The following is a 26,456-nucleotide window of genomic DNA, read 5'->3' as shown; positions in this document are numbered from 1 at the left end:
GATGGGTGGCGAACCCGGAGGCGTCGTGGTCACCGGAGCGCCCGACCCGATCTCCGGGATGTCATCGGGCTGGCGATCGACGACGGCGGGCTACCCGACAGTTGGCCCAGGCGAATTACGATCACCCACGAACGCAGTGGCGACGAACGCCGCCGCTGGACCCAGCACCGACCCCGCCCTCACCGAACGCCGTGCCTGGACACTCACCGTCATCTCCGACGGCCCAGCGAACCCGCACCTCCCACCCTCTTCGAAACACCCGCGGAACATGACCCGCCGCGGAAGACACACGCCAGAAACCCGGACGCGGCCACCACGTGCGCACGGGACCGGTCGGGGCATCGGGCGTCGCGGCGTGAGGCATGTCGAGGTCGTTCATCAACCGATGCGGCGGACCCCCGTCAATGTGGGACGTCTGTCACCGAGGGTCCTCACGGGGTCGGAGCCCATCTAGTCGAGGAATCGTTCACGGACGGCGAGGTCAATTCGCCGGTCGCCCGGCTCGTGCGTATTGCCTCGGCGTCCGTGGGTGCGGTGGTCGTCTTCGCCGCACAGCGTCCACGCTGCACTGGCTGGCGCGAGTTTGGGCGTTGGTGACCGTGGTCGCCGCTGTCCGTGTGCGTGGCTGCGTTCTATCGGCACGACCGAAGCTGACCGCGGATGCGGGGCGGCGCATTTGTAACCATGAGTTCTTCTCGATGGGTTCGTCGAAATTTTCACCGACTTGCCGCTCGATGACCGGCTGGTGCAGCTGCTTGTTGTCGAAGGCCATGACCAAGCTGCCACTGCCTCGACTCAGCAGATTTGATCGTATTCCCGGAGGTAACGGGCGCGAGCAAAGCAGCGATATAAAAGAGCTGACCCCGAGTTAAGTAAGGATGTAGTCGACCGCGGACGATATGGCAATCCGCGCCGCAATATCGGAACCTCGAACCCCGGGCCGCCACGACCCTGCCCCGCATGAGGCGTCGTCGCCCCACGACCCCCGGTCGCATGTGAAGGGATCCTCTCAGGTGGATTCTGCAATGCCACTCAACCACCCTGCCCGCGACATGGACGCCTTCCCACTGTCGTCGGCGCAACGCGGGATGTGGCTCGCGCAACGGTTAGCACCCGACGTCGCCCTCTGCATCGCCCAGTACGTCGAATTGCACGGGCCCCTCGACCTCGATCTTCTGAACGAGGCGTCGTTGACGGCGGGGCGGGAGTTCCAGTCCACCTTCCTGAGGATCTTCGAAGTGGACGGTGAGCCGTTCCAGGTGATCGACCCCACCATCCAGTTGTCCACGGATTTCGTCGACTTCCGCACCGCGACCGACCCGGTCGGGACGGCTCACGCGTGGATGGAACGTGACTACACGAGCCCGATCGATCTCACGCGGGATATGTTGGCCGAGTCGGCGGTGCTGCAGGTCGGCGAGCAGGATTACTTGTGGTACAGCCGAATTCACCACGTCGCGCTCGACGGATACGGGGCGATGACACTCGTGAACCGGATCGCCACGCTGTATACGGCCGCGACGGAGGGCCGTTCGCCCGAACCCAACCGCGCGGCAGATCTGCGAACCCTGTACGCCATCGATCAGGAGTATCGGGCGTCGCGCCGATTCGAGTCCGATCACGCCTACTGGGCGGGGCGGGTCGCCGAGATGAGCGAGGGCGCGAGTTTGTCGCCGGTCGTCGTACCTGCCGTGGCGAAGAGCACCCCCGCGACCTCGGCCCTATCCGACGAGGCGGCCAGGAGGCTCGCCCGTTCCGACGACGTTTTCGGTGCCCCCGCCGCCCCGGTGGTCGTCTCGGCATTCGGTTCCTACCTCGCGCGCATGACCGGCAGCGACGAGGTACTCGTCAACCTCCCCGTCTCAGCCCGGACGACAGTGATCCTGCGCCGCTCCGGAGGAATGCTGGTCACCGTCGCGCCGCTGCAGGTCAGCACACGATCCGGCGACACGCTCGCCAACTTGATACAGCGGGTCCAGTGGGAGGTGACGGGCGCACTCCGCCATCAGCGGTACACCCTCGAGGACATCCGCCGGGAGGCCGCGAGCCGGAAGGCCGCCCGCGTTCTCGCGGCACCGATGGTCAACGTCATGCTCTTCCATCCGAAGATCACCCTCGGCACACTCGCCGGCGACTTCCACGTGGTCACGTCCGGGCCGGTCGACGACCTGCTGGTCAACGTGTATACGACCGGAACACCCGAGAAGACGATGGTCGAGTTCCGAGGCAACCCCGGTCGTTACAGCAACGAAGAACTGCATACGCATCAGCGGGCCTTCGTCGGACTGCTCGAGGAGTTCCTCACCGCGAACCCGGCGACTGCAACGGCGGATCTCCACCCCGAGACCGCGGCGGAGGGGGCGCGACGCCGGCGACGAGCGGTACAGCTGGAATTCTGGAGGAGTGCGCTCGACGGGCTGTCCACCGAGCCCATCCTCCGAGCCGATCACATCCGCCCCGGCCACCAGGATGATCTCGACGGCCGCGTGGTCAGGCGCGTCCCCGCCGACGTGCACGGCAAGATCCGGGGCCTCAGTGGGGTCTGTGCCTTTGCAAGCTACTCAGTCGTACACGCCGCCCTAGCCGCGCTGCTGGCTCGGCTGGGTGGTCGAGGCGACGTGGCGGTCGGCACTCCGGCAGGCCCGCGCGGGTGTCCGCTGATCCTGCGGTCCCGGGTCGACACCGCATCGACCTTCGACGAACTGCTCGCTTCGGTGCACACCACTGAGGTGGCTGCTTTCCGCCACGCCGAGATCCCGTTCGACGAGCTCGCGACAACACTGGGCCTGCCGCAGCCGCCGGGCGGTTCGTACCCATTTCAGGTCGCCCTCGCGTTCGCCCGCACGGGGCGGACGGACGAGGCCGCCCGTCTGCCGGCCGGTGGTGGAAACGACCTGCACGTGACGTGCACCGAGCACGGTCCCGAATCGGGCATCGACATTGAGGTCGCCTTCTCGACCGCGTCGTTCGACCCGGCAACGATCCAGACCTTCACCGACCAACTGGTCCGCATGCTCGAAGCCGCGACCGCCGAGCCCGACGTCGCGGTCGGGGATCTCGTGTTCGCTGCGCCCGCCGCGCTGGCCGGACTCACGCCCGCACTCGGTGAACCCGCCCGCCCCGTGCAACTGTTCCCCGAGCTCCTGTCCGCCGCAATGCCGACCGAGCCGAATACCGTCGCCGTGGCGGACGGCACCAAGGAGCTCACCTACTGTGAGCTCGATCGACACTCGAACAGGCTCGCCCGTCTGCTCGCCGAACGTGGAGCCGGTCCGGAAACCGTTGTCGCCCTCGCACTCCCCCGCTCGATGGAATTCGTGATTGCGGTGTGGGCGACCGCGAAGTCGGGCGCAGCCTTCCTGCCGGTGGATCCGACCTATCCGGCGGCCCGCATCGACCACATGCTGACCGACTCCGGCGCACAGATCGGGATCACCACATCCTCGTACCGCGCGGCGTTGTCCCAGGCCTCCTCGGCGTCCTGGATCGAACTCGACGACGCGGCCACCGCCGCCGACATCGAACGATGCCGCGCGGACGCCCTCCTGGCAGCGGACCGACGTCGACCGCTGCGACCGGATCATCCGGCATATGTCATCTACACCTCCGGGTCGACGGGAATCCCGAAGGGCGTGGTAGTGACCCATCGCGGCCTCGCGAACCTGGTGGCCGCGGAACGCGAAGGGCTCATGGTAAATCACGCATCCCGGGTCTCGCAGTTCGCCTCGCCGAGTTTCGACGCCTCCCTCTTCGAATCGCTGTTGGCGTTCGGGTCCGGTGCGCGGCTGGAGATCGTCCCGCGTGGTGTGTTCGGCGGCGCCGAACTGTCCCGGATCCTCACCGAAAGGCAGATCACGCACGCGGTGCTGACTCCGACCACGCTGGCAACACTCGACCCTGAGGACCTGCCCACCCTGACGCATCTCGTCGTGGCCGGGGAGGCGTGTCCGCCGGACGCGGTGTCACGGTGGTCGCCGGGCCGCCGCGTGTTCAACGCGTACGGGCCGACCGAGGTCACGATCATGTCCACCCTGACCGGGCCGATGGCGTCCACCGATCCTGTGACGATCGGCGGGCCGGTGCGCGGCATGTCCGTGGTGGTTCTCGACGAGCGACTCCATCCCGTCCCGCCGGGGGTCTCGGGCGAACTGTATCTCGCCGGTCCGGCCCTCGCCCGCGGGTATCACCGCCGCGACGGCGCGACAGCGGGTCGCTTTGTCGCCGACCCGTTCGGGCGCCCCGGCGATCGGATGTATCGCACCGGGGACGTGGTTCGCTGGACGAGGCGAGCCCGCATCCTCGAATACGTCGGACGCAGCGACTCGCAGGTCAAGGTGCGGGGATTCCGGATCGAACTCGGTGAAATCGATGCCGTGCTGACCGGCCACCCGGCTGTCGGTTTCGCGGTGACTGTCGACTACGACACCGGGACCGGGGAGACTGCGCTGGTCTCGTACGTCCGCGCGGCGAGCGGTGACGAGGTGGATCTCGCCGACGTCGAACGTCACGTTCGGCAGATCCTTCCCCAGTACATGGTGCCCCTGCTCGTACCCATCGACAGGATTCCGCTCACTCCGGGCGGCAAGCTGGATCGGAAAGCGCTCCCCCCACCGTCCATCCGCACGGCTGACGGCCGAAGGACACCGACCACGCCGACGGAAGAGACGATCGCGAGGGTCTTCGAGTCGGTGCTGGGTGTCGACGGGATCGGAGTGGACGACGACTACTTCGACCTCGGCGGTAACTCCTTGACCGCTACGCGAGTCGTCGCTCGGGCGAATGCCGCCCTGGGCGCCCGGATCGAGGTCACAGAACTGTTCGACGCACCGACCGTCGCCGCGCTCGCCGCCCGGATCGAGAGTGCCGGCCCCCGGGGCGTCGACCGGCCGGCGCTCCGCTCGATTCCGCGACCCGAGCGGATTCCGTTGTCTCCCGCGCAACAGCGGATGTGGTTCATCAACCAGTACGACACCACCTCGCCGGCCTACAACATCCCCCTGGTCGTGCACCTCGTCGGCCGGCTCGACGTCCCGGCGCTGGTGGCAGCAGTTGCGGACGTGATCGCACGGCACGAATCCCTCCGCACCGTCTTCCCGGCCTCGGTCGACGGTCCCCATCAGGTCGTCGTACCCGCGGCGGAGGCCGTCCCGGAGATCCATCCCGTGTCGGTGCGCGACGAGACCGACCTGGACCGACGCCTCGCCGAGATCTGCTCGTCGCGATTCGATGTCCGCTCAGCGGCTCCGCTGCGCGCCGCCCTGTTCGAGCTGTGCGACACCGAACACGTGCTTGCGCTCGTCGTCCATCACATCGCCGCCGACGGAGCGTCCACGGCCCCGTTGGCACGGGACGTGACGACCGCATACACGGCGCGCATGGCCGGGGGGCCACCACAGTGGGAGCCTCTCGAGGTGCAGTACGTCGATTACACCCTGTGGCAGTACGAGTTGCTGGGGAGCGACAGCGAGCCCGGCAGCACAATGTCGCGCCAGCTCGACTACTGGTCCGAAAACCTGAGTGGGTTACCGGAACTCCTGGAGTTGCCGACCGATCGCCCCCGTCCGGCCGAGCAATCGCTGCGCGGTGGACGCGCGGAGTTCGGCATCGGTGCGGAGCTGCACAGCAGCATCCGGGCGCTCGCCCGTCGCCACACTTCCACGGTGTTCATGACCGTGCACGCAGCCCTTGCGGTGTTGCTGGCCCGGTTGAGCGGGTCCGACGACATCGCCATCGGCACTCCCGTTGCCGGCCGGGGTGAGGCGGCGCTCGACGACGTGGTCGGCATGTTCGTGAACACCTTGGTCCTGCGCACGCGGATCGATCACGCCGCGAGTTTCACGGAGACCGTCCGGCAGGCCCGCGGGGTTGACCTCGCCGCCTTCGGGCACGCCGACATCCCGTTCGAGCAGTTGGTGGAAGCGCTGGACCCCCCACGTTCGGCCGCGCACCCACCTCTGTTCCAGGTGCTCCTCGAATTCCAGAACATTCTTCCCTCGGGCCAGGGACTGTACGGCCTCGAACTTCCCGGCCTGCACATCGATCCGGTGGAGTACGACGCCGGCATCTCCAAGTTCGACCTCCAGCTGTGGCTCACCGAGAACCTTGCGGACGACGGAACACCGCTCGGCATGCGGGCGGGACTGATCTACGCCGCCGACCTGTTCGACCCCGACACCATCACCACGTTCGCGGACCGATTCATTCGGATCCTCGAGGCCGTCACGACCGATCCGGACCTCCCGGTGGGAGACATCGGCCTTCTCGACGCCGAGGAACGAGAAGCTGCCCTGACCGCGTGGCGCGAGCCCCCCGCAGAAACCGCGGCCGGCACTGTCGTGGACGCCTTCGCACAGGGGGCGGTGCAGCGCCCGGATGCCGAGGCGCTGACCTTCGCGGGCGAGACCCTCGGCTACGCCGACCTCGTGACCCGCGTCAACCAATGGGCCCGGTATCTGCTCCGCCGCGAAGTGGTAGCCGAAACCGTGGTGGCCGTGGCACTTCCGCCCTCGATCGACTCGGTGGTGGCAACGATAGCCGTGCTCGCCGCGGGTGGCGTCTGCCTTCCGATCCAGATGACCTGGCCCGCAGCGCGCATCGCGCATTCCCTCACGCAGGCCTGGCCGTCCCTCGTCCTGACCCGACGCGCCCACGCCGCGGAGCTACACGCTGTCGGCGCGACATCGGTTCTCGTCGATGCACCCGACGTCGTCGCGGAGGTCGCCGCCACCTCGACCGCACCGATCACGGACGCGGAACGGACCTACGCTGTCCGGCCCGACTCGGCCGCGTACCTGGTGTTCACCGCCGGGTCCACGGCACGACCGAAACCGGTGACGGTGACGCATCGCGGGCTGGTCTCCGCATTCGAAAGAACACCTGGCACGTGGGGATTCGACCGAACCGATGTCTGGGCGATGGTCCCTTCGCACGCCGTCGACCTCACGCTCTGGGAGTTGTGGGGTGCGATGCTGCACGGCGCCCGCCTGGTGATCGTCGACACCGAGACCGCACGCTCACCGCAGGACCTGTGCACCCTGCTTCGACACGAGCGGGTGACCGTACTGACCCAGACTCCCACCGCGTTCGAGCAGACGGCACACGCATGGACGTCGACGGTCCATGACACCACTTCGACCCTCCGGTTGGTGGTCTTGGCCGGTGAGCCGCCCACCAAGGATCTGCTTTCGTTGCTGTCCTCCTGGGTGGAGACCACGTCGGCCGTCGTCGACCTGTACACGGCCACCGAGACCGTCACCTGCCTCGCGTCCGCGACGGCAACCACAGCGCACGGGATTTCCGACCTCGCTCTTCGGCCCTCGAGTGATCGCCGCACCATCGTGCTCGACCGCAGACTGCGTCTCGTGCCGGACGGGGTGATCGGCGAGTTGTACGTCGGCGCCGAACTGGCACGCGGGTACCACGGCAGGCCTGCGCTCACCGCCATCCACTTCGTGGCATGCCCGTTCGGAGAGCCGGGGCAACGAATGTACCGCACGGGTGATCTCGCGCGAGCAACCCGCGACGGCAGACTGGAGTTGCTGGGTCGCTGCGATTATCAGCGCCAGCTGCGCGGCTTCCGAGTCGCGGCCGACGAGGTGGACACGGTCTTGCGCCAGCACTCGGCTGTCAACGGATCGGTCACCGTCGACCACACTCGCACCTCCGGCGAGTCGATCCTCGTGTCCTACATAGTGGCGACGACCGACGCCACCGTGGACCCGGCCGCTGTCCGAACGTACGCCGCGACAACCCTGCCCGCCCATCTGGTGCCGACCACGATCGTCGTCGTCGACGCGTTCCCCCTCGATGCCACCGGGGCCGTCGATCACGCAGCGCTGCCGGTGCCCTATTTCCTCGAAGACTTCGCGGAGTTCCGCGCGCCCAGGACGGTGCACGAGGAAGCGGTCGCCGGTGTCTTCGCCCGGGTGCTGGGCATCGAAGGTGTGGGGGTCGACGACAACTTCTTCGAACTCGGCGGCACGTCCCTCATCGCAGCGAAGGTGGTGGCCCGGCTGAACTCCGCTCTCGGCACCGGGATCGGGGTGCGCACGCTGTTCGAGGCGCCGACGGTGGAGGCTCTGGCGGCGGTTCTCGCGAAGTCGGAACGGCCCGCCGGCCGTCCGGCGCTCGGCCCGCGGCAGCACCGTGAGCCCGCCCCGGTCTCCTTCGCGCAGCAGCGGATGTGGTTCGTCAACCAGTTCGACACCACAGCGGCGACCTACAACATCCCCATGGTCGTGCGTATCGAGGGACTGCTGGATGTCGACGCCCTCCGCGCGGCGCTGAGGGATGTTGCCGGCAGACACGATGCTCTGCGCACCGTCTATCCCCTCACCGAGACCGGTCCCGTCCAGGTCGTCTCACCTGTCGAGGACATGTCTCTCGAGGTGGCACCGATCCCGGTAGCGGACGAATCCGACCTCGACGAGCACATTCGCCGCGCGGTGGCCTCCGGATTCGACGTCGCGACGGAGCTCCCGCTGCGCGCCTTCCTGTGGCAAGTCGACCCACAGCTCCACGTGCTGGCCGTGGTCGTCCACCACATCTCGGCGGACGGTTCGTCGCTGGCCCCGCTCGCACGCGACCTGACGGTCGCCTACACGGCCCGCAGCCAGGGCGGCGCACCGGAGTGGCCGCCGCTTCCGCTGCAATACTCCGACTACGCGGTGTGGCAACGCGAGCTGCTCGGATCCACCGACGATCCCAATTCGCCCGTATCGGCACAACTCGACTACTGGCGGTCGACGCTGGCCGACCTCCCCGAGCGGCTCGACCTTCCGCTCGATCACCCCAGGCCCGCGACCGCCTCCACTCGCGCCGCCACGGTCCGGTTCGAGATCCCACCCGCCGTCCACCAACGGATCGTCAGGTTCGCACTCGAACACGGCGTGACACCTTTCGTCACCGTGCACGCCGCTCTCGCTGTCCTCTTCGCGCGCCTCGCCGATTCCGATGACATCACCATCGGATCGCCGATCGGCGGTCGCGGCGAGGAAGCTCTCGACGACCTCGTCGGAATGTTCGTCGGCACACTCGTCCTGCGAACTCGCATCGAATCGGCAGCATCGTTCGACGAGGTGCTCGCACGCGTCCGCGACACCGACGTCGACGCATTCGCCCACGCCGACATACCGTTCGAGCGACTGGTGGAGGAAGTCAACCCGGCACGCTCGGCCGCCGCCCACCCCCTGTTCCAGGTCATGCTCTCGTTCCAGAACATGGAGCAGCCGAAACCGGAACTGCCCGGACTCGCCGTGGCGGTCGTCGATCTGGATGCACACCTGTCGCAGTTCGACCTGAACGTGGTGCTTCGCGAGCACGTCGACGGCGCCGGTTCCGCGGGCGGAATCAGCGCACAGATCATCTATGCCACCGATCTGTTCGACGAGCAGACCGTTCAGCGGTTCGCCGACCGATTCCTCCGCGTGATCGACGCAACCCTCGCCGACCCCACCGTTGTCGTCGGTGATCTCACGCTCCTCGACGCCGCCGAGCGCGACCTCGTGCTGGAGCGATGGAACGCGACGGTGCACGAGAGTCCGGAGGAGACGATCGTCGACCTGTTCGACGCGCAGGTCGCCCGCACTCCCGACGCGCCCGCCGTGGCGTTCGAGGATCGGTCGATGACGTACCGGGATTTCGACAGGTGGGTCAATCAGCTGGCTCGCGAACTGATCTCGCGAGATGTCGGCCCGGAGAGCATTGTCGCACTGGCGGCACCGCGGTCGTTCGAACTGTTGGCCGGACTCTATGCCGTCACCAAGACCGGGGCCACGTTCCTGATGCTCGATCTCTCCAACCCCCCGGAGCGCATCGCCTACCTTCTCAGGACCTCCGCTCCCGCGCTCGTCCTGATCGGCGGCGATACCGACCTCCCCCTGCCCGACGGACTTCTCGGTCTCCGGATCGAGAGCCTCGACGTCTCGGGCCGCGACTGCGCCCCGATCACCGATGACGATCGAGTCGCGCCCCTGCGGGCCACCAACAGCGCCTACATCGTGTTCACGTCCGGATCGACCGGTAACCCGAAGGGGGTGGCGGTCTCACACGCCGCGATCGCCAGCCAGTTGACGTGGTCCCGTGCCCAGCTGCCGCTCGGCCCCGGCGATCGTACGGTCCAGAAGGCGCCGATCGCCTTCGACGTGGCGGTCTGGGAATGCCTGGCGCCCCTGTGTGCCGGTGGGGCCCTGGTCCTTCTGCGGCCCGACGGTCACCTCGATTTCGACTACCTGTCGGCCACGATGGCCACCGAGGAGGTCACCGTTGTCGAGTTCGTACCGTCGATGCTCGGAGTGTTCGTCGACGACAGACCGTGCGCTCTACCCGCTTCGCTGCGGCGCGTCCTCTCCGGTGGCGAGACGATCTCCCGTCGGACGGCGGCCAAGGTGCTGGAGCTCGGGATGGGACTGGGCAACATGTACGGTCCCGCCGAGGCAGCAGTGACGGTCACCTACTGCGACGTCGACGTGAACGACGACGACCCGACCGTGCCGATCGGCGCGCCGGTGTGGAATACCCGCGTGTACGTCCTCGACCGTCGTCTGCACCCGGTGCCTGCCGGAGCTGTCGGCGACCTGTACATCGCCGGCAAGCAATTGGCCCGCGGCTATCTCGGCCGCATGCCGCTGACCGCAGCGCGTTTCGTGGCGGATCCGCACGGCACACCGGGGACGCGGATGTATCGCACCGGCGACCGCGCCCGCTGGACCGACCGGGGTCAGCTCGAGTACCGGGGGCGGAGCGATTTCCAGGTGCAACTGCACGGCTACCGGATCGAACCCGGGGAGGTCGAGAGCACCCTGCTCCGGCATGCCGGTGTCGCGCAGGCCGTCGTGGCCCTCCAACAGGACGCCCACGGCACCGCGCACCTGATCGGTTACGTCGTCGCCACGACGGGAACCGAACTCGATGGTGCCGACCTGATTGCCCACCTCGCGGCCGCCCTTCCGGCCCACATGGTCCCCACCGCGGTGATTCCGCTTCCCGCGCTCCCACTGACGGCGCACGGCAAGGTCGATCGTGGCGCGTTGCCACAGTTCGACTTCGCTGCACGATCATCGAGCCGCGCGCCGGCAACCGACGTCGAACGAGTACTCGTGTCGGTGTTCGCCGACGTCCTGGGGCTCGACGAGGTGGGCGTCGACGATTCGTTCTTCGCTCTGGGCGGCGACAGCATCATGGCCATCCAGTTGGTGGCGCGCGCCAGGGCAGCCGGGGTCGTCCTGAAGCCGCGAGATGTGTTCGAGCACAGAACCATCACTCGCCTCGCGAGGGCCATCGAATCCGCTGGCACGGAATCGCCGGTTCTCGAGGAAGTGCCCGGAGGCGGGGTGGGCGAGATGCCTTTGACCCCGATCGCGCACTGGCTGCTCGCCCGGGGCACGGACATCGGCAGGTTCTCACAGGCCGCTCTCTTCACCGCGCCCACCGGACTGGACCGGGATTCTCTCGCCGGCACGGTGCGGACCGTCCTCGACCACCATGACCTGCTCCGGGCGCGGCTCCGCCGGACGGGGTCGCCCCGGGACGCGGCCGTGGAGGTTCTGCCGGTCGGCTCCGTGACCGCTGCCGAACTGCTGCACCGAGTTCCGGTCGACGAGACCGAGGGTGCACGGTTCCAGTCGATCGCCGACACCGCGTTGCGTTCGGCCACAGCGCGTCTGGATCCCGACAGCGGCGTCATGGTGCAGGTCGTCTGGTTCGAATCCACCGCGGACCGCCCCGACCGGGGACGGCTGCTGTTCGTCATCCACCACCTCGCGGTCGACGGAGTGTCCTGGCGCATCCTCGTCCCCGACCTCGCTGCCGCCTGGGCCGCCGTCAGCACTGGCACACCACCCACACTCCCACCGGTCGGCACCTCCATGCGCCGCTGGGCCCACGCCCTCACCGACACCGCCCCCGACCGGGCGAACGAACTCCCCCTCTGGCTCGGCATCCTCGACGGCCCCGACCCCCGGCTGGGATCCCGACCGCTCGACCCGACGCTCGACACCGATGCGACGGCCCGCGACATCACGATCGGTCTCCCTGCCGAGACGACGCGCGCCTTGCTGACAACGGTGCCGGACGCTTTCCACGGCGCCGTCGACGACGCACTGCTCACGGCCCTCGCCCTCGCCGTCAGCACCTGGCGACGCCGACGCGGCCACCCCGCCGACAACACACTGATCGGCCTGGAAGGTCACGGACGGGACAACACCCTGATCCCCGGCGCCGACCTCTCCCGCACCGTCGGCTGGTTCACCACCATCCACCCCGTCCGCCTCGACCTCACCGGCATCGACCTCGGCGACGCCCTCACCGGCGGACCCGCCGCCGGCACCGCCCTCAAAACCGTCAAGGAACAACTACGCACCATCCCCGACCACGGCGCCGGATACGGCCAACTGCGCTACCTCGACCCCCACACCGCCGACCGACTCCGCGACCTCCCCCAACCCCAGATCAGCTTCAACTACCTCGGCCGCTTCACCACCGGAGAAACCGTAGAAGCCACGGCGGACATGAATTCAGGAGAGGCGAACTCGGGCTGGATTCCGCTCGACAGTGAACAACTGGCGCCGAACGCCGGGTCACCCCTGCCGTCCGCCTCGGTCGTGAGTATCAACGCCGCGGCGGTCGGACCTGCCGGTGATCAGCAGTTGAAGTCCACCTGGACCTTTGCGGCCGGTGTGCTGACCGCCGGTGAGGTCACCGAACTCGCCGAACTCTGGACCCAAGCCCTCACCGCACTGACCACCCACACCCACACCCCCCACGCCGGCGGACTCACCCCCACCGACCTCGACCTCATCACCCTCGACCAACACACCATCGACACCCTCGAAACCCACTACCCCACCCTCACCGACATCTGGCCCCTCACCCCACTCCAAGCCGGACTCCTCTACCACTCCGAACTCACCCACACCCTCGACACCTACACCGTCCAACTCGTCCTCACCCTCCACGGCCCCCTCGACCCCCACCGACTCCACACCGCCGCAAACACACTCCTACACCGCCACCCCAACCTCCGCGCCGCCTTCACCCACACCCCCGACGGCACCCCCACCCAAATCATCACCGACCACACCGAACTGCCCTTCACCCACCACGACCTCACCACCGAAAACCCCCACCACCGCACCACCACCACCGACCAACTCCTCACCACCGACCGCACCACCCGCTTCGACCTCACCAACCCCCCACTGATCCGCCTCACCCTCATCACCCTCACCCCCAACGACCACCGCCTCGCCATCACCAACCACCACATCCTCCTCGACGGCTGGTCCACCCCCCTCCTCCTGCACGAACTGCTCCACCTCTACACCACCGGCAACGACCACCACCTCCCCCACACCACCCCCTACCGCAACTACCTCACCTGGCTCACCCACCACGACAACACCCAATCCCTCACCGCCTGGAAGAACGCCCTCGACGGCATCGACAAACCAACACTGCTCGTCCCGTCCGAGGTGGCCCGTGAGCGGACCGGTCCCTCGGCCGAGCGTGCGCTGACGCTGACGGAGGAGCTGACCGAGGCACTGCGGTCCCTGGCCCACGACCTGAACCTCACCCTCAACACCATCCTCCACACCGCCTGGGGCATCGTCCTGTCCACCCACACCCACCGCAACGACGTCGTCTTCGGCACCACCGTCTCCGGACGCCCACCCCACCTCCCCGGCATCGAAACGATGATCGGACTGTTCATCAACACCATCCCCGTCCGCATCACCCTCCACCCCACCGACACCCTCACCGACCTCCTCCACCGCACCCACACCACCCACACCCGACTCCTCGACCACCACCACCTCGGCCTCACCGACATCCACACCGCCACCGGCCCCGCCACCACCTTCGACACCCTCACCGTCCTCGAGTCCTACCCCCTCGACACCACCACCCTCACCACCCCCGACACCACCGGCCTCCACGTCACCGCCGCCGACACCTTCGACGCCACCCACTACCCGCTCGCCCTCGCCGTCACTCCAAAGTCCCGGTTGCATCTGCGCATCACCTTCCAGAGCGCGCTCTTCGACCCCCCTGCCGTCGATGCTCTGCTCGGTCAAGTCGCCAAGGTTCTCACGTCGATGGCGGCAGATCCCGCCATGCCCTTGTCCCGGCTGAACCTACTGGCGGAGAGCGACTTCGATCTGATCGTGCCCACCCGCGGCGACCACCGGGCCGCACCTCGCACATTCGCAGACCTCCTCACCGCCGCCCGATTCCCCGACACTGTCGCGGTGGTGGACGGCACGCGAGAGTTCACCTACGCCGAGGTCGAGGCACGGTCCGATCGCCTCGCCGCGGAGCTGATCGAACTCGGTGCCGGTCCCGAAGACGTCGTCGCCGTCGCGATACCGCGTTCGGCGGAGTCGGTACTCGCCGTCTGGGCGGCGGTCAAGACGGGCGCCGCTTTCCTCCCCGTCGACCCCACCTACCCCGCGGCCCGGATCGAGCACATGCTCTCCGACTCGGGTGCCGTACTCGGTCTCACCCTCACCGGCCATCACGACCAGCTACCGGGCACCGTCCTGTGGGTCGACCTCGACGAGGTCCGGCCGGACCGCCCGGCGCACCCGCTCGATGTGTCCCGCATTCCGCCGGCGAGTGTCGACGGCATCGCCTACACCATCTATACCTCGGGCTCCACCGGTGTGCCGAAAGGTGTACTGGTGCCGCACCGCGGATTGCACGCACTGGCGGAGGAATTGCGCGACCGGGCGAGGGTGACCTCCCAATCCCGGGTGTTGCACTTCTCGTCGCCGAGCTTCGACGCCTCTGTTCTGGAATATCTGCTGGCGTTCGGGGTGGGGGCGACGATGGTGATCGTGCCGCCGACGGTGTTCGGCGGGCACGAACTCAGCCGGATCATGGCGGAGAAGAGGGTCACCCACGCATTTCTCACTCCCACCGCCCTCGCGTCGATCGACCCCTGGGACGTCCCGGATGTCGGTTGTCTCCTGACCGGCGGCGAGGAGTGTCCGCCCGAGTTGGTGAAACGGTGGGCGCCCGGGCACCGATTGCTCAACGCCTACGGTCCGACCGAGGCCACCGTGGCGGCCGACATGACGTCGGACCTCACCGCGGCGGAACCGGTCACGATCGGCGGTCCCCTCCGTGGCGTCGCCGAACTCGTCCTCGACGCGCGCCTGCAACCGGTCCCGATCGGTGTCGCCGGAGAGCTCTACATCGCCGGCGACGGTCTAGCTAATGACGCGCCACCTGTTGGCTGAGACAGGACCGCGAAAGTCATACGGATGTTCGGCGGAGTAGCCCCGATGTAGGACGTCACCAAGATGCTTGACATGTACAAGGCCGGCCAACTCAAACTTGACGAAATCATCACTCGCACCTACTCCCTCGACGAACTCGACCAGGGATACGCCGACATGCACGCTTGCCTCAACATCCGCGGCGTCATCATCTACTGACTCACGAGGCCAAGATCGGCGCCACGAGGGCTCGCGCGGCTTCCGCGCCCGGCGGGTTCAGTCACGTTAGGTACAGGTGGATACGTCAACCAAAGGATGCCCGACATCCCCCGGGGCACCTTCCGCTATGTGTCGACAACTGGATTGTTACTTCGGAACTGGTCTGAGGTCGCTGACGGGGACGGCCGACTCCTGAATGCGCCCAGACGTCTTTCCGAGGACGGCGCACTCAAACTTCTCGAAAGGAATCACCCACGCCCTCGGCAGTGATCGTCGACGTCGTCCGTCTCGCGTCCGGCAAGGGCAAGCCGGGCGGCGCGCTGTCCGGTACGCACCCGGTCGAATTGCTCGCGCACGTGCTGCGCAGCATCGTCGAACGCAACGGCATCGACCCCGCCCAGGTCGACGACGTCATCGGCGGCTGTGTCGGTCAGGCCGGCGAGCAAGCCCTCAACATCTCCCGGACGGCGGTGCTGTCGGCCGGATTCCCGGATTCGGTTCCCGCGACCACCGTCGACCGCCAGTGCGGCTCGAGCCAGCAGGCGGCGCACTTCGCAGCCCAGGGCGTCATCGCCGGTGCCTACGACATCGTGATCGCCTGCGGTGTGGAGTCGATGTTCCGCGTACCGATGGGCACGACCACCATCGGGCAGGACGCGGGCGGATCCGCGTGTCCAGGGCCGCGATGGCGTATCCGTGACGCCCCCGATCGGACTGCCCCCGACACGTTACCGTCTTCGTGGTCCCGTTTCGCGGGACTGCGGTCGCCAAGTTCGGTATGACTTCTTGCCCCTGTCTCTCGAATGATCCGGGGGGTGGTGTCGCCGAACCTGGTGGCGTCGATGGACCGCTGATAGGGACAGGGCCACCGGAAACTGCGGAAGGTCTCCTCGTAACGTGGGTGTCGGGTATCGATGCTGGATCGGCGACCGGACTGGCCGGACGAAGGACTGCTGAATGGACACGAGTTACGCCGTGTTTTGCGGCATCGACGTAGGAAAAGGCGAACACCACGCCGTCGGACTGACCGCCGCCGGAAAGAAGATCTACGACAAGGCGTTGCCGAACGACGAGACGAAGCTGCGTGCGGTGTTCGACGGCTTGGCCGCGCACGGACCCGTCCTGGTGATCGTCGATCAACCCAACACGATCGGCGCCCTGCCGGTCACCATCGCCCGCGCCTGCGGACACGACGTTGCCTACCTGCCGGGGCTGTCGATGCGCCGCATCGCCGACCTGTACCCCGGACAGGCGAAAACCGACGCCCGGGACGCATTCATCATCGCCTTTCGCCGCAAGGACCATGCCCCACACCCTCCGCCGCGTCGACACCGGAGACGAGGCGCTGGCCGAACTCGAGGTCCTCGTCGGCTTCGACGACGACCTCGCCGGCGAAGCCACCCGTATCAGCAACCGGATCCGCGGACTGCTCACTTCCGTCCACCCAGCCCTCGAACGGGTGCTCGGTCCCCGCGTTACCCACCCCGCCGTCCTCGAGATCCTCTCGCGCTGTGGCGGACCCGCCGGAATCCGACAGGCCGGCAAACGCAAACTCACCACGCTCGCGGTCAAGCACGCACCCCGGATGGGTGCCCGCCTCGCCACCGAGATCCTCACCGCACTGGAAACTCAATCGGTGAGGGTGCCCGGCAGCAAGGCCGCCGAGATCGTCCTGCCGAAGCTCGCAGACTCCCTGAAAGAAGTCCTTCTGCAACGGAAAACGATCGGCGATGATGTCGAAAGGATGCTCGATGACCACCCTCTTTCCCGCGTCCTGACCTCGATGCCCGGCATCGGTGTCTTCGGCGGCAGCACGGATCCTGCTCGAGGTCGGCGACGGTTCCGCGTTCAAGTCCGCCGGACACCTCGCCGCGTACGCGGGCATTGCCCCGGTCACCCACCGATCCGGCTCCTCCATCCGCGGTGAACACCCCGCCCGGTCAGGCAACCGCAAGCTCAAACGTGCCCTGTTCCTGTCCGCGTTCGCAGCCCTGGGCGACCCGACCAGCCGCGGCTACTACGACCGCAAACGCGCCGAGGGAAAGAAGCACAACGCCGCCCTGATCTGCCTCGCCCGACGCCGATGCGACGTCCTCTACGCCATGCTCAAGAACAAGACCCACTACCAACCCCCAGTAACCGCAGCCGCTTGACGAAAACCATAGGGACACCCCCCCGATTACCGGATCAAAGATGACTTTGATTCGTAGGGGTGGCGACTTCACAAGTTCGGGGCGTTCGCGGTATCCAGCGCGCCGCGAGCCGAGTCCACCCCGTAGAGAAGCGTGGGGCGGCGATCAATGCGGCTGTCGACGAAGTGCGGTCGGAGTTTGTCCGAACCAACGTTTGCATGCACGCGTGAGAGCGGACTGTTCAGATAGTCCGACGGCATCGGCAATCTGCGACATCGGTAGCGAGGTTTCCGTAATGTATTGATAGGCAGCGTTTTTTGCCACTTCGTCGCGCAGGGCCTCGAAGCTGGCGCACTCCGCCGCGAGACGTCGCTGGAGGGTGCGGGGGTGCAACGCGAGCAGTTGCGCGATCTGCTCCAAGGTTGATTGCGGTGTGCCTATGACCCGTGACAGAGCCGAGCGGACCAGGGCGGAAGTCGAGTCACCGGGGGCGGAGTAGTGGGTCTCCAGGTAACTGGTCGCGATTTTCCGGATAGTGTCGTCGACGTCGCTCAGCGATGCATCCATCACCTTCTCGTGCATGATCAATGCACCGTGCGCCCGCTCGGGATAGACGTTGGTCTCGAAGAACTGCACATACCGCGACAGCGGGGCGAGTGGGGAATGGGGTAGCAGCACCGCGCGCGGTCGATATCTGCTCTTGACGAGGAGACTGAAGACCCGGTGCGCCGTAGCCAGTCCGAGATCCCATGTCTGGCGGGCCGGCGGGCGCGGGTCGAGGACGATATCGAACTGCATGGAAACATGGCCCGGAAATTCTCGACCTGCGGGATGCAGGCCCATTCTCAGCGCCGGACTGTGCACGAACAGGTACTGGGACGTCGTCTCGATCATCTCGCGTACGGTCGGCGTGTTCTGCAGTACCAGCGCCAAGGGACCGAGTGCGGTCGGGTCCTGCGCATTCGCCATACGCAATCCGAAGTCGGGGCAGTCAAGAGCTACGGCGGAGGCCTCGAGCAGGTGCATTCCTGCTCGCGCCGGAAGCAATCCGTCCTCGTCATCAAGCGCGTTCGCTGCCAGCCCCGCCCCCGAGAGCAATGCACCCGGTTCTCCACCGAGGTCGCGCACGAGGGTCGCCCACCCACGCAGGCCCGCCGCACGAACCATGACTCCCATGTCGTCCAAAGTAAAATCTTTGTCGCTTGGAGTCAATCTTCTTCGAGTCGGCACTGGTGAACTGGATTCATGGCGATGCAGGACACACTGATGGCCGATTGTTGACGACACCAGCTCTCTGGCCCTTGGGTCTGCCGACGGACTCCGCCGACCGAGCACGGAGTTCAGGGTCACACGCAGCGACGACGCGAGGCCGACGCCCTGCTGCTCGCGATCGGCGCGCAGCCCGGTCGTGCCGCGTCGGCAGATCGAGATCGACAACGAGGGCGCCAGTGCTATCGACGTCTGCGCTTGCAAGTTCGCGAACTGGAGGAAACAGAATGACCGCAAGGACCCCGAGCCCCCTCGTCGCACCACTACAGATCGGTCGTATGACAGTTGCCGGGCGTCTGTACAAGTCCGCGACAAGCGAGACCCGCGCGACGGACGAGGGATACGTCACCGACGAACTCCTGGAATTTTATGAGCCCATGGTGCGTGCACGCACCCCGTTGATCGTGACGGGAAATCTGTTCGTGTCACTGCAAGCTAAATCAGCGGGCGGGCAGGCCGGCATCGATATCGACGACAAGAAGCCCGGTCTGCGTGAGTGGGTGGAGCTCGCGCACAGCGGGGGCAGTCTCCTGATCGCGCAGCTCAACCATGGTGGACGCCAAATGGTTCGACCGTCCGACCCTGGCAAGGCCACCGTGCCGGCGTCATCGGTTCGGGAGCCTCTGTACGGGACCACACCGCGCCCCTTCGGACAGACGAAATACCGGCATTGGTGGACACCTTCGCGGCCGCCGCCCAGCGTGCACAAGAGGTCGGCTTCGACGGTGTGCAGATTCACGCCGCACACGGATACCTTCTCGGCCAGTTCCTCACTCCGCACACCAATCGACGCGACGATCATTACGGGGGCAGTCTCGACAACAGGGTGCGGCTGCTCCGAGAGGTGTTCCAGGCAATACGCCTGCGCGTCGGTGACGACTTTCCAATCCTGTTGAAAATGAATGGCACCGACATGCTGCCCCTCCGGAAAGGGGCAACGACGGCCGAGCTGGTGCGCGTGGCAAAGATCATGCAGGACGACGGTGTCGACGCAGTCGAAATCTCACGCGGCCACTATGAATCGTGGCCCGGAATGGTTCTGGGACACTACATGGGCTTCATCCGAGGACAGGTCGAAGAGGGTTCGGGCGCAATGATGTCGAGGCGGCGGCGGGTGGCCATGCTCGCTGCGGCACCGTTTATCGAGCGCGCCGCAGAACGCTTGGCGCCTGGCGGTGAAGGATTCAATCTCCCTTATGCCGAACAGTTCACGGCGGAGCTGGACATCCCGGTGATCTGCGTCGGCGGGTTTCACACCACCGAGGGGATGGAATCGGCGATCGTGTCCGGGCGGTGTGATGCAGTGTCCGCAGCGCGGGCGATGATCGCCGATCCGTATCTGTTCCAGAACGTGCAAGCACCGGCGCCAGGGCGCCCCGTGTGCGGGTACTGCAACGGTTGCATCGCTCGCTTCGGTGGCACACGGATCGACTGTTACAGCGACTCAATCCGCGCTCGCAGGGACCTGATGATCACTTCTCCCGAACCAGCCTGACCCCTCGCCTGGGACGTGCGTTCGCGTTCGATCCTGCCTCGACCTGAGATGTCGGATCGCCGCGCGGCTGCAGGTCACACGGTTAGAGTTTCATCAAGGCGCGCACGGGCCGATGCCCCACAGCAGCCATTTCAGCTAGGAGATCGATGAATACCCCCGTCCCCACCATCTCGGCCCTCTACCCCCTGCGCCTGCGGGAGGATCTGCCACGCGACGCCGCGTGCGCGTACTGGGCCGGTCCACACGCCGAGATCGTCAGGGGTCTGCCGCACCTGGTCGAATACAATCAGCACCACTTCTCCCCGACCGATCACGGATACTGGCCCGCCGCCCAGGGAGTCGGCACCGCGGTCCCGCCCTCCTGGCCGACCGACGGCCTCAGCGAGGTTCGGCTCTCCGGCATGGGCGCAGCCCTGCGCGTTCCGCTGCACATGCGTCAGGTCATCCTCGACGAGCAGAACATCTTCGAGCATTGCCTCGGCCATCTGACCGGACCCCGGGCCGGACGCTGGTGGACCGCTGGGCACGACGACTCGGTCGGTCATCGCACGGTTCTGCTACTGCGCCGACGCAGAGGCGTCTCCGGCCGGTCCTTCCGAGCGTTCGTCCACACCCGCCTCGGTCCGGCACTGCACGCCGGAAGGGCGCGCGACCTGCGGACCTACACCTTCCTACCCTGGACAACCGCGGCGCATGCAACCCTCGGCGTATCCCACGACAACCCACCGCACCGGCGATACCACGGCGCCATCATCTTCGGAACCGCCACCCGAACCGAGCTCGAGGACGTACTCGCCGCACCCGAGGTCGCAGCGGCCGTGAAAGCACAGGACCTGACCTGCACCGCCATCCACGCGTTCACCGTCGACCGCACCGTGCCGGTCATCCGCGTGAACTCCTGAGTACAGCAGGACCGGGGATATCACCTCCCCGGCCCGAGACATTGCCTCGCTCGCCCATTCGCCTACGCCTGGCTCAGCGGTGACGACCACCTCCGTCGACCACCAGCGTGTGGCCGGTTACGAAGCGTGAGGTATCGGAGAGCAGAAAGAGAATGGCATCGGAAACGTCTCCCGGGCTGCCGACCCGCCGCAGCGGAATAGCCTCCACCGCGGCCTGCAACGCGGCAGGCTCATCGGTGCCCCAGGAGATCATGTCGGTGCCGATCATGCCCGGGGCGACGGCGTTCACCCGCACACCCTGAGGCCCGAGCTCTACAGCCTGAAATTTCGTGAGATGTTCGACGGCGGCCGTGGACGCAGAATAGGCGCTCGACATGGTCCGCACGACATACGCCGCGATCGAGGCCACGTTGACCACCACCCACCCGATTCGCCCATCGCGGGCACGGCAGCCTGAATGCCGAACGAGGACCCGAGGACGTGCACCTGATGCATGCGGGTGATCTTCTCGGCGGAGGTCTCCAGCACACTCGTGTGCGCCCGAAAGGGGTCAGCTGGTGGTGAGAAGTGCCACCGCGGCCGCAGTTGGCGTCAGCGCACACCGAATCCTGACCCGCATCCGGTGTTCTCACCCGTGGGGAGGGACGTCGTGCCCGACAGTGACCTCGGCGGTCAGATCACCTCCCTTCCTTCGGGGATACTATCGATCACGTTCAGGACATGGTCGATGTCCTCCCGCCCTCCCCCGCGCGCCCCACAATGGAGTCATGATCGACGTCGGCGACGAGCGGTTCGAGGACATGGTTGTTCGGGCGCTCGACAGCTTGCCACCGGAGCTGGGTCGAGTGATGGCCAACGTAGCGGTCACCGTCCGACACGACGCCGGTCCGCCGGGTCTGCTCGGCCTGTACCAGGGAGTTCCGCTGACCAACCGCACGACGCAGTACGCAGGTGTGTTGCCCGATCGGATCACGATCTACCGCAAAGCGATCTGCGCCATATGCCGCAGCGACGCCGAGGTGGTCGATCAGGTGCGCCGAACCGTCATCCATGAGGTTGGTCACCACTTCGGCATCAGCGACGCACGACTACACGAACTCGGATGGTGAGCCGTGCCTGGGCTTGCGGCCACGGCCGTCGGGGCTGACGTGGCGCCGTGCGGCGTCGAGTTCGTCGGGGAGCACTCGAGACCTTCTGGCAATACGAGACCTCGCCTGGCAGAAGGCCCCATATTCAGGATCGTGCTGGACCCCAGTGAATGCTGGCCGGTCTCAACGTAATTTGCAGGTATCGCAGTGAATCTTGCACTCGACGGAAGCGACCGCCGAGTCTCAGCGCAGTTGCCAGCTCCAACCTTTCACCGCCGACCTAGGTGAACCACCCCTGTTGCGGGGCATGCTGACGGGCCGACCAAAGGAATACGCTGAAATGTCGACCCGCTCTTGGGCTCCGCCGATGCCGCGGTCCCCGCGCCGTCAGAGAAGGCTCCATTGCCGCGCGAATCAACTACTAGCTCCTCGCCACGGTGTGAGCGATGCCGGTAGCAGCACGACTCCACCCTATACATCGTGGCTTCCACCAAGGTGGGGCCCCGGGTACCATTCCAACTAAGTCATTCAGCTGTCGGCCGCCACCGATATTCGAGTTTGATGCAAAGGTTAAGCGCGTGACTGTGTGCCTCGTCCACGGCAACCCCGAGACCGCCGCCGTCTGGAACAGATTGGCTCCGCTCCTCGATCGCGGACCCGTCGTACGCCTGTCGCCACCGGGTTTCGGTGCCCCGGTGCCCCCGCGGTTTACGGCCACGGTGGAGGAATACCGCCGTTGGCTGGTCACCGAGTTAGAGCGCTTCGGGCAGCCAGTCCACCTGGTGGGTCACGACTGGGGCGGTGCCCACGTGGTGAACGTCGCGATGACACGGCCAGAACTGGTGCACAGTTGGGTGTGCGACGTCATCGGCCTCTTCGACCAGGATTTCCGGTGGCCCGATCGGGTGCACGTGTGGGCGACCCCGGGAGCCGGCGAGGAGGCGGTAGCGGCGATGATCGACCCGCCGGTCACCGAACGTGCTGCGGCACTGGCGAAGAAGGGAATGCACCAAGACGTTGCCTTACCTGTCGCGAAGGGGCAGAACGCCGCCATGGGCGAATGCATCCTTCGCCTGTACCGCGACGCCGCCCAGCCGACCATGGCCGAGCTAGGCCGCAATCTCGAGCGATCCGCCGCGCGGCCAGGCCTGTCGATCATCGCCACCGAGGACTCCTACGCCCCCGACGCGCAGCGTCGCCGCGCAAGCGCGCGCGCCGGTGCTGACATCGCAGAGCTCGACGGACTCGGCCACTGGTGGTTCACGCAAGACCCACAACGGGGCGCCGCGACCATCAATGGCTTCTGGGCAGGAGTGGGACGAGAGTGATACCCACAAGATGACGATCAGCACCAAGCTCTCTGCGCGCTATCAGCGTCGTCGCTGCGCCGGCGATCGCTGATCACGCCCCCAGGCGCCCACCGCATCGGCAAGGGCACTGTCACGTTGACGGAGAAGCTGATGTCCTCCCCGTCGTCACCGAATACGGTTCCGCCGATGTCGTCGACGAGCTCGAAGAATGGAAGCGGCCTGTGGCTTCCATGACCGTATCTATTCGCCGTCGGCCCAGCTGACGTGCTGGGTCAAACTCTCGATACGCCAGCCATCCGATGTACGGAGCATGTGGTTGGTGTACGAGCCGCGCAGCAGGAAGAACCCACCCTCGGAGCCCTCACGGTAGTGCTGCGCGTACATATACGAGGAGCAGAGCGCCCGGTCGGAATCGTTTTCGTCGAACTCGATGACATGGTTGGTGCTGAGGTGCTGAGTTGCCGTGTATTCGCCGAGCGCCCCGCGAACGATGCCGACCAAGTCCTCGCGGGCAAAATCGGCTGCCGGCATCCCGTTCTCGGAGTAGTCCGCGTGCACGAGATCGGTGAAGCAGTCGGCGAACATCTCCCAGTCGGCGCGGTCCACGGCCATCGCGTATTTGATGACCCGCTCGCTGATGAGGGCGCGGTCTTCGAGCTGGCGAATTCGTGATTCGAGATCGGTGGTCATGGGAGTCCCTCCAAAGGATCACGCCGTTTTCTTCCAGGGCCCCAACCGTACGACTCGAGGACGACGTCGTTACCCGCCCGGAAGCGGCCGCGCGAGGAAGCCATCGAACCTCGAACTCGTCATGTCAACGCCGAGGTACTGGAACTCCTCCCGCTGCCCGCTGCAGGCGACCTCTGATCCGCGTCTGCAGCGGCTACCGAAGAGGTCGTCCCAACGACCGTTTCAGTGACTGACCGTTGATAGACGAACGACTGGCGGCAAAGTCGGGAGTCGCAGTTATGCCGAACAGGATGTCCGCATCAGGTGCGGTCGTCCGAACCGCCGCCGGCTGGCAGGATCAGCGGCATCGAGATCGAGAATTCGATGCGAATGCCCGGATCGAGCTTGTAGGCAGTATCGGCATGGCACAGAACATTGTGAAGTGGTTCAACGGTGAGAACGGCTTCGGATTCATCGCACCCGACAACGGAACTCCGGACGTCTTCGTGCACTTCTCCGAGAGCACGGGCAGTGTCTTCAAGTCGCTCGACGAGAACCAGCGTGTGGAGTTCGAGGTGGCCAGGGGCAGAAGAGCTCGCGGGCCACGAATACGCGGGGTGTCTAACGAGTCCGCGGGACCGCATCCGGTCGGTGCCGACCTCTGACCAGGCCGGCAGCGCCGGCAGCCACCCACGGAGCCACTACCGCGACGGCCTTGATCGCACCGGACCGTCCAATCAGGCGGGCGCTGCAGATCCCCACCAGGAGGTCACCGGTGTCACTGGCGAGCCCAGCCGCCGCCCAGCGGCGGAACTCGTCGCGCCGGCCCCGCGTCCAAACCGCACCCCCACCGAGAACGAGATCGCGAACCCCGACCGTCCGCATCAGCACGGCGTTCGTACCGTTGCCGGCGTCCTCGCGAGGCAACACCACGGTCGGCGCCGCGATGAGCAGCACGCCGACGCCGATCCGGGCGGACGCGAGAAGCAGCGAAACGTCGACGCGCGCAATCATGATGAGAACAGTATCGCCAACCGCGAGCACGTGGCGCCGTCGAGAAACCTCCGCAGTAGCCACCGACGACCGTCGCAGCGAGGCCAGATGCGGGCCGAGGCTTCCCGTCCAGTCATTAATGTTGTGCTTCGGCGCCGAATATTGATCGACGTTGGCGGATGACGTGATGTTCGGAGTCGAAGAGAACCCACCCAAATTTCAAAGCGTTGACGCGATCTTGAGGCCGGTTTATGAAGGCGCTGGTTGTGTGCGCCCTCCACCCCGCCAGTGGTGACGGGGTGGAGGGGCCTCGGCACCGCCCATAGTGGCGATTCAATCGGCGGTTTCCGAGCCTCCGGCACAGGCGTGGCGGAACAGCTCGAGTTCCACTACCGTCACCCTCTCGGTTGCGCGCAGCGGCGGCAAGTGCACGGACGTTCTGGGTGCACTTCGACATCGGGTCGTCGTAGCAGTCGTCGATCGCCGCGGGCGGGGTGAACCGTCCACCGAGAGAGGCAGGGTCGGCGCGCCAGGCGAGGCGACCATCCCACCAGCGGTACAGCGCCTGCTCGTGAGCGGTCTGACGGGGGACTTCGACTCCGATGACCCGCAGCGAGGTGTAGTTGGAACGGACCAGTTCCTCATACACGTTGGGGCCTTGTCCCGGCCACCTCAGCGTGCCCTCGATCAGCACGTTCTCGCCGCCGGTCCAGACACAGCCGGCGGATCTGATCGATCAGGGCGGTTAATTCGTCGTGGACCAGCGCGGCCAGCTCCCGCGGTGCCAGCGGGGCACCGTCCGCGAGTTCGGTGCCGAGCAGTTCCGCGCTCAGACCTGAATCCAGTATCAGATGGAAGGTCTTGGAGTCAGCCCTGGCGAGCTTGGCAGATAGCCGCCGCCAACCCAACGTAGTTGCAAACCCCCCAGGCTCGTCGTGTTGTGAATCACACAGACGCACGGAGGTCCCCCGCCTCCACGCCGCGGACGGAGACTGGCCGGTAAAGGTTCATTCCCGGCCATGACGGGGCTATGGGACGGTGGCCGAACTGGGCGAGCGTGTGGGCGACCTCGAGATCGGCGAGCGGGTCGGGAATGCCTGGCCGTGGTCGGCCCGTCTGGAATGCCGATACTAACGCACGGGTTGGGAAACCCTGTACGAG

13 protein-coding genes and 3 pseudogenes are annotated in these 26,456 nt (G+C 66.5%); 10 read left to right on the top strand and 6 right to left on the bottom strand.

What is annotated here, in order from left to right; all coding sequences use genetic code 11:
• Positions 1-1,025: 1,025 nt before the first annotated feature.
• The 4 genes and pseudogenes from OYT95_RS35320 (at position 1,026) to OYT95_RS35305 (ending at position 17,590) form a co-directional block, all read left to right on the top strand.
• On the top strand, positions 1,026-15,239 hold the full coding sequence (locus tag OYT95_RS35320) for a non-ribosomal peptide synthetase (RefSeq protein ID WP_268790251.1): 14,214 nt from the start codon (positions 1,026-1,028) through the stop codon (positions 15,237-15,239).
• A 63-nt stretch (positions 15,240-15,302) separates the two neighbouring features.
• Positions 15,303-15,437 carry a hypothetical protein gene (locus tag OYT95_RS35315; RefSeq protein WP_255221350.1) on the top strand — a complete coding sequence of 45 codons (135 nt, stop codon included), beginning with the start codon at positions 15,303-15,305 and terminating at the stop codon, positions 15,435-15,437.
• Positions 15,438-15,703: 266 nt separating this feature from the next.
• Positions 15,704-16,102, top strand: a pseudogene (locus tag OYT95_RS35310) (steroid 3-ketoacyl-CoA thiolase); the annotation flags it as partial.
• A gap of 292 nt (positions 16,103-16,394) precedes the next feature.
• A pseudogene (locus OYT95_RS35305) lies at positions 16,395-17,590 on the top strand (IS110 family transposase).
• 144 nt (positions 17,591-17,734) lie between these two features.
• Here the strand turns inward: OYT95_RS35305 and OYT95_RS35300 are convergent.
• Entirely contained in the window at positions 17,735-19,006 is a 1,272-nt protein-coding gene (locus tag OYT95_RS35300; RefSeq protein ID WP_156046523.1) for an AraC family transcriptional regulator, read from the bottom strand.
• A 59-nt stretch (positions 19,007-19,065) separates the two neighbouring features.
• Here OYT95_RS35300 and OYT95_RS44785 point away from each other — a divergent pair.
• The 3 genes and pseudogenes from OYT95_RS44785 to OYT95_RS35290 all read left to right on the top strand — a co-directional run.
• Positions 19,066-19,362: pseudogene (locus tag OYT95_RS44785) on the top strand (oxidoreductase); the annotation flags it as partial.
• A gap of 149 nt (positions 19,363-19,511) precedes the next feature.
• A complete protein-coding gene (locus tag OYT95_RS35295; RefSeq protein ID WP_268790250.1) occupies positions 19,512-20,333 on the top strand; it encodes an oxidoreductase in 822 nt (273 codons plus the stop codon).
• 146 nt (positions 20,334-20,479) lie between these two features.
• Entirely contained in the window at positions 20,480-21,235 is a 756-nt protein-coding gene (locus OYT95_RS35290; RefSeq protein WP_037227276.1) for a hypothetical protein, read from the top strand.
• Positions 21,236-21,308: 73 nt separating this feature from the next.
• Here the strand turns inward: OYT95_RS35290 and OYT95_RS35285 are convergent, their stop codons facing one another.
• Positions 21,309-21,656 (bottom strand): SDR family oxidoreductase, encoded by a 348-nt coding sequence (locus OYT95_RS35285; RefSeq protein ID WP_052032863.1) that lies wholly within the window; start codon positions 21,654-21,656, stop codon positions 21,309-21,311.
• 346 nt (positions 21,657-22,002) lie between these two features.
• Between OYT95_RS35285 and OYT95_RS35280 the strand changes: the two genes are divergently transcribed.
• Both OYT95_RS35280 and OYT95_RS35275 read left to right on the top strand, forming a co-directional pair.
• Positions 22,003-22,344: a metallopeptidase family protein gene (locus tag OYT95_RS35280; protein ID WP_037227279.1), complete on the top strand. Its 342-nt coding sequence runs from the start codon at positions 22,003-22,005 to the stop codon at positions 22,342-22,344.
• 557 nt (positions 22,345-22,901) lie between these two features.
• Positions 22,902-23,651 carry an alpha/beta fold hydrolase gene (locus OYT95_RS35275; RefSeq protein ID WP_037227281.1) on the top strand — a complete coding sequence of 250 codons (750 nt, stop codon included), beginning with the start codon at positions 22,902-22,904 and terminating at the stop codon, positions 23,649-23,651.
• A 222-nt stretch (positions 23,652-23,873) separates the two neighbouring features.
• Here the strand turns inward: OYT95_RS35275 and OYT95_RS35270 are convergent, their stop codons facing one another.
• Positions 23,874-24,323, bottom strand: coding sequence for a nuclear transport factor 2 family protein (locus OYT95_RS35270; protein ID WP_037227284.1), 450 nt, complete (start codon positions 24,321-24,323; stop codon positions 23,874-23,876).
• A 299-nt stretch (positions 24,324-24,622) separates the two neighbouring features.
• Positions 24,623-24,814 (bottom strand): hypothetical protein, encoded by a 192-nt coding sequence (locus OYT95_RS35265; RefSeq protein WP_162181167.1) that lies wholly within the window; start codon positions 24,812-24,814, stop codon positions 24,623-24,625.
• Here OYT95_RS35265 and OYT95_RS35260 point away from each other — a divergent pair.
• Positions 24,725-24,967, top strand: a complete 243-nt coding sequence (locus tag OYT95_RS35260; RefSeq protein ID WP_156046524.1) for a cold-shock protein — start codon at positions 24,725-24,727, stop codon at positions 24,965-24,967. The two genes, OYT95_RS35265 and OYT95_RS35260, sit on opposite strands and share 90 nt — an antisense overlap.
• Here the strand turns inward: OYT95_RS35260 and OYT95_RS35255 are convergent.
• Positions 24,924-25,316 carry a hypothetical protein gene (locus OYT95_RS35255; protein WP_037227487.1) on the bottom strand — a complete coding sequence of 131 codons (393 nt, stop codon included), beginning with the start codon at positions 25,314-25,316 and terminating at the stop codon, positions 24,924-24,926. The two genes, OYT95_RS35260 and OYT95_RS35255, sit on opposite strands and share 44 nt — an antisense overlap.
• Before the next feature lie 115 nt (positions 25,317-25,431).
• The gene (locus tag OYT95_RS44780) at positions 25,432-25,944 is read right to left on the bottom strand and encodes a hypothetical protein (protein WP_442972532.1); all 513 of its coding nucleotides are present in this window, start codon (positions 25,942-25,944) and stop codon (positions 25,432-25,434) included.
• Between the last annotated feature and the right edge of the window lie 512 nt (positions 25,945-26,456).

Source organism: Rhodococcus sp. JS3073 (assembly GCF_026810085.1).
In the GTDB taxonomy this organism is placed as follows: domain Bacteria; phylum Actinomycetota; class Actinomycetes; order Mycobacteriales; family Mycobacteriaceae; genus Rhodococcus_F; species Rhodococcus_F wratislaviensis.
The sequence above is the reverse complement of the archived record's forward strand: the minus strand, read 5'-3'. Positions and strand labels throughout refer to the sequence as shown.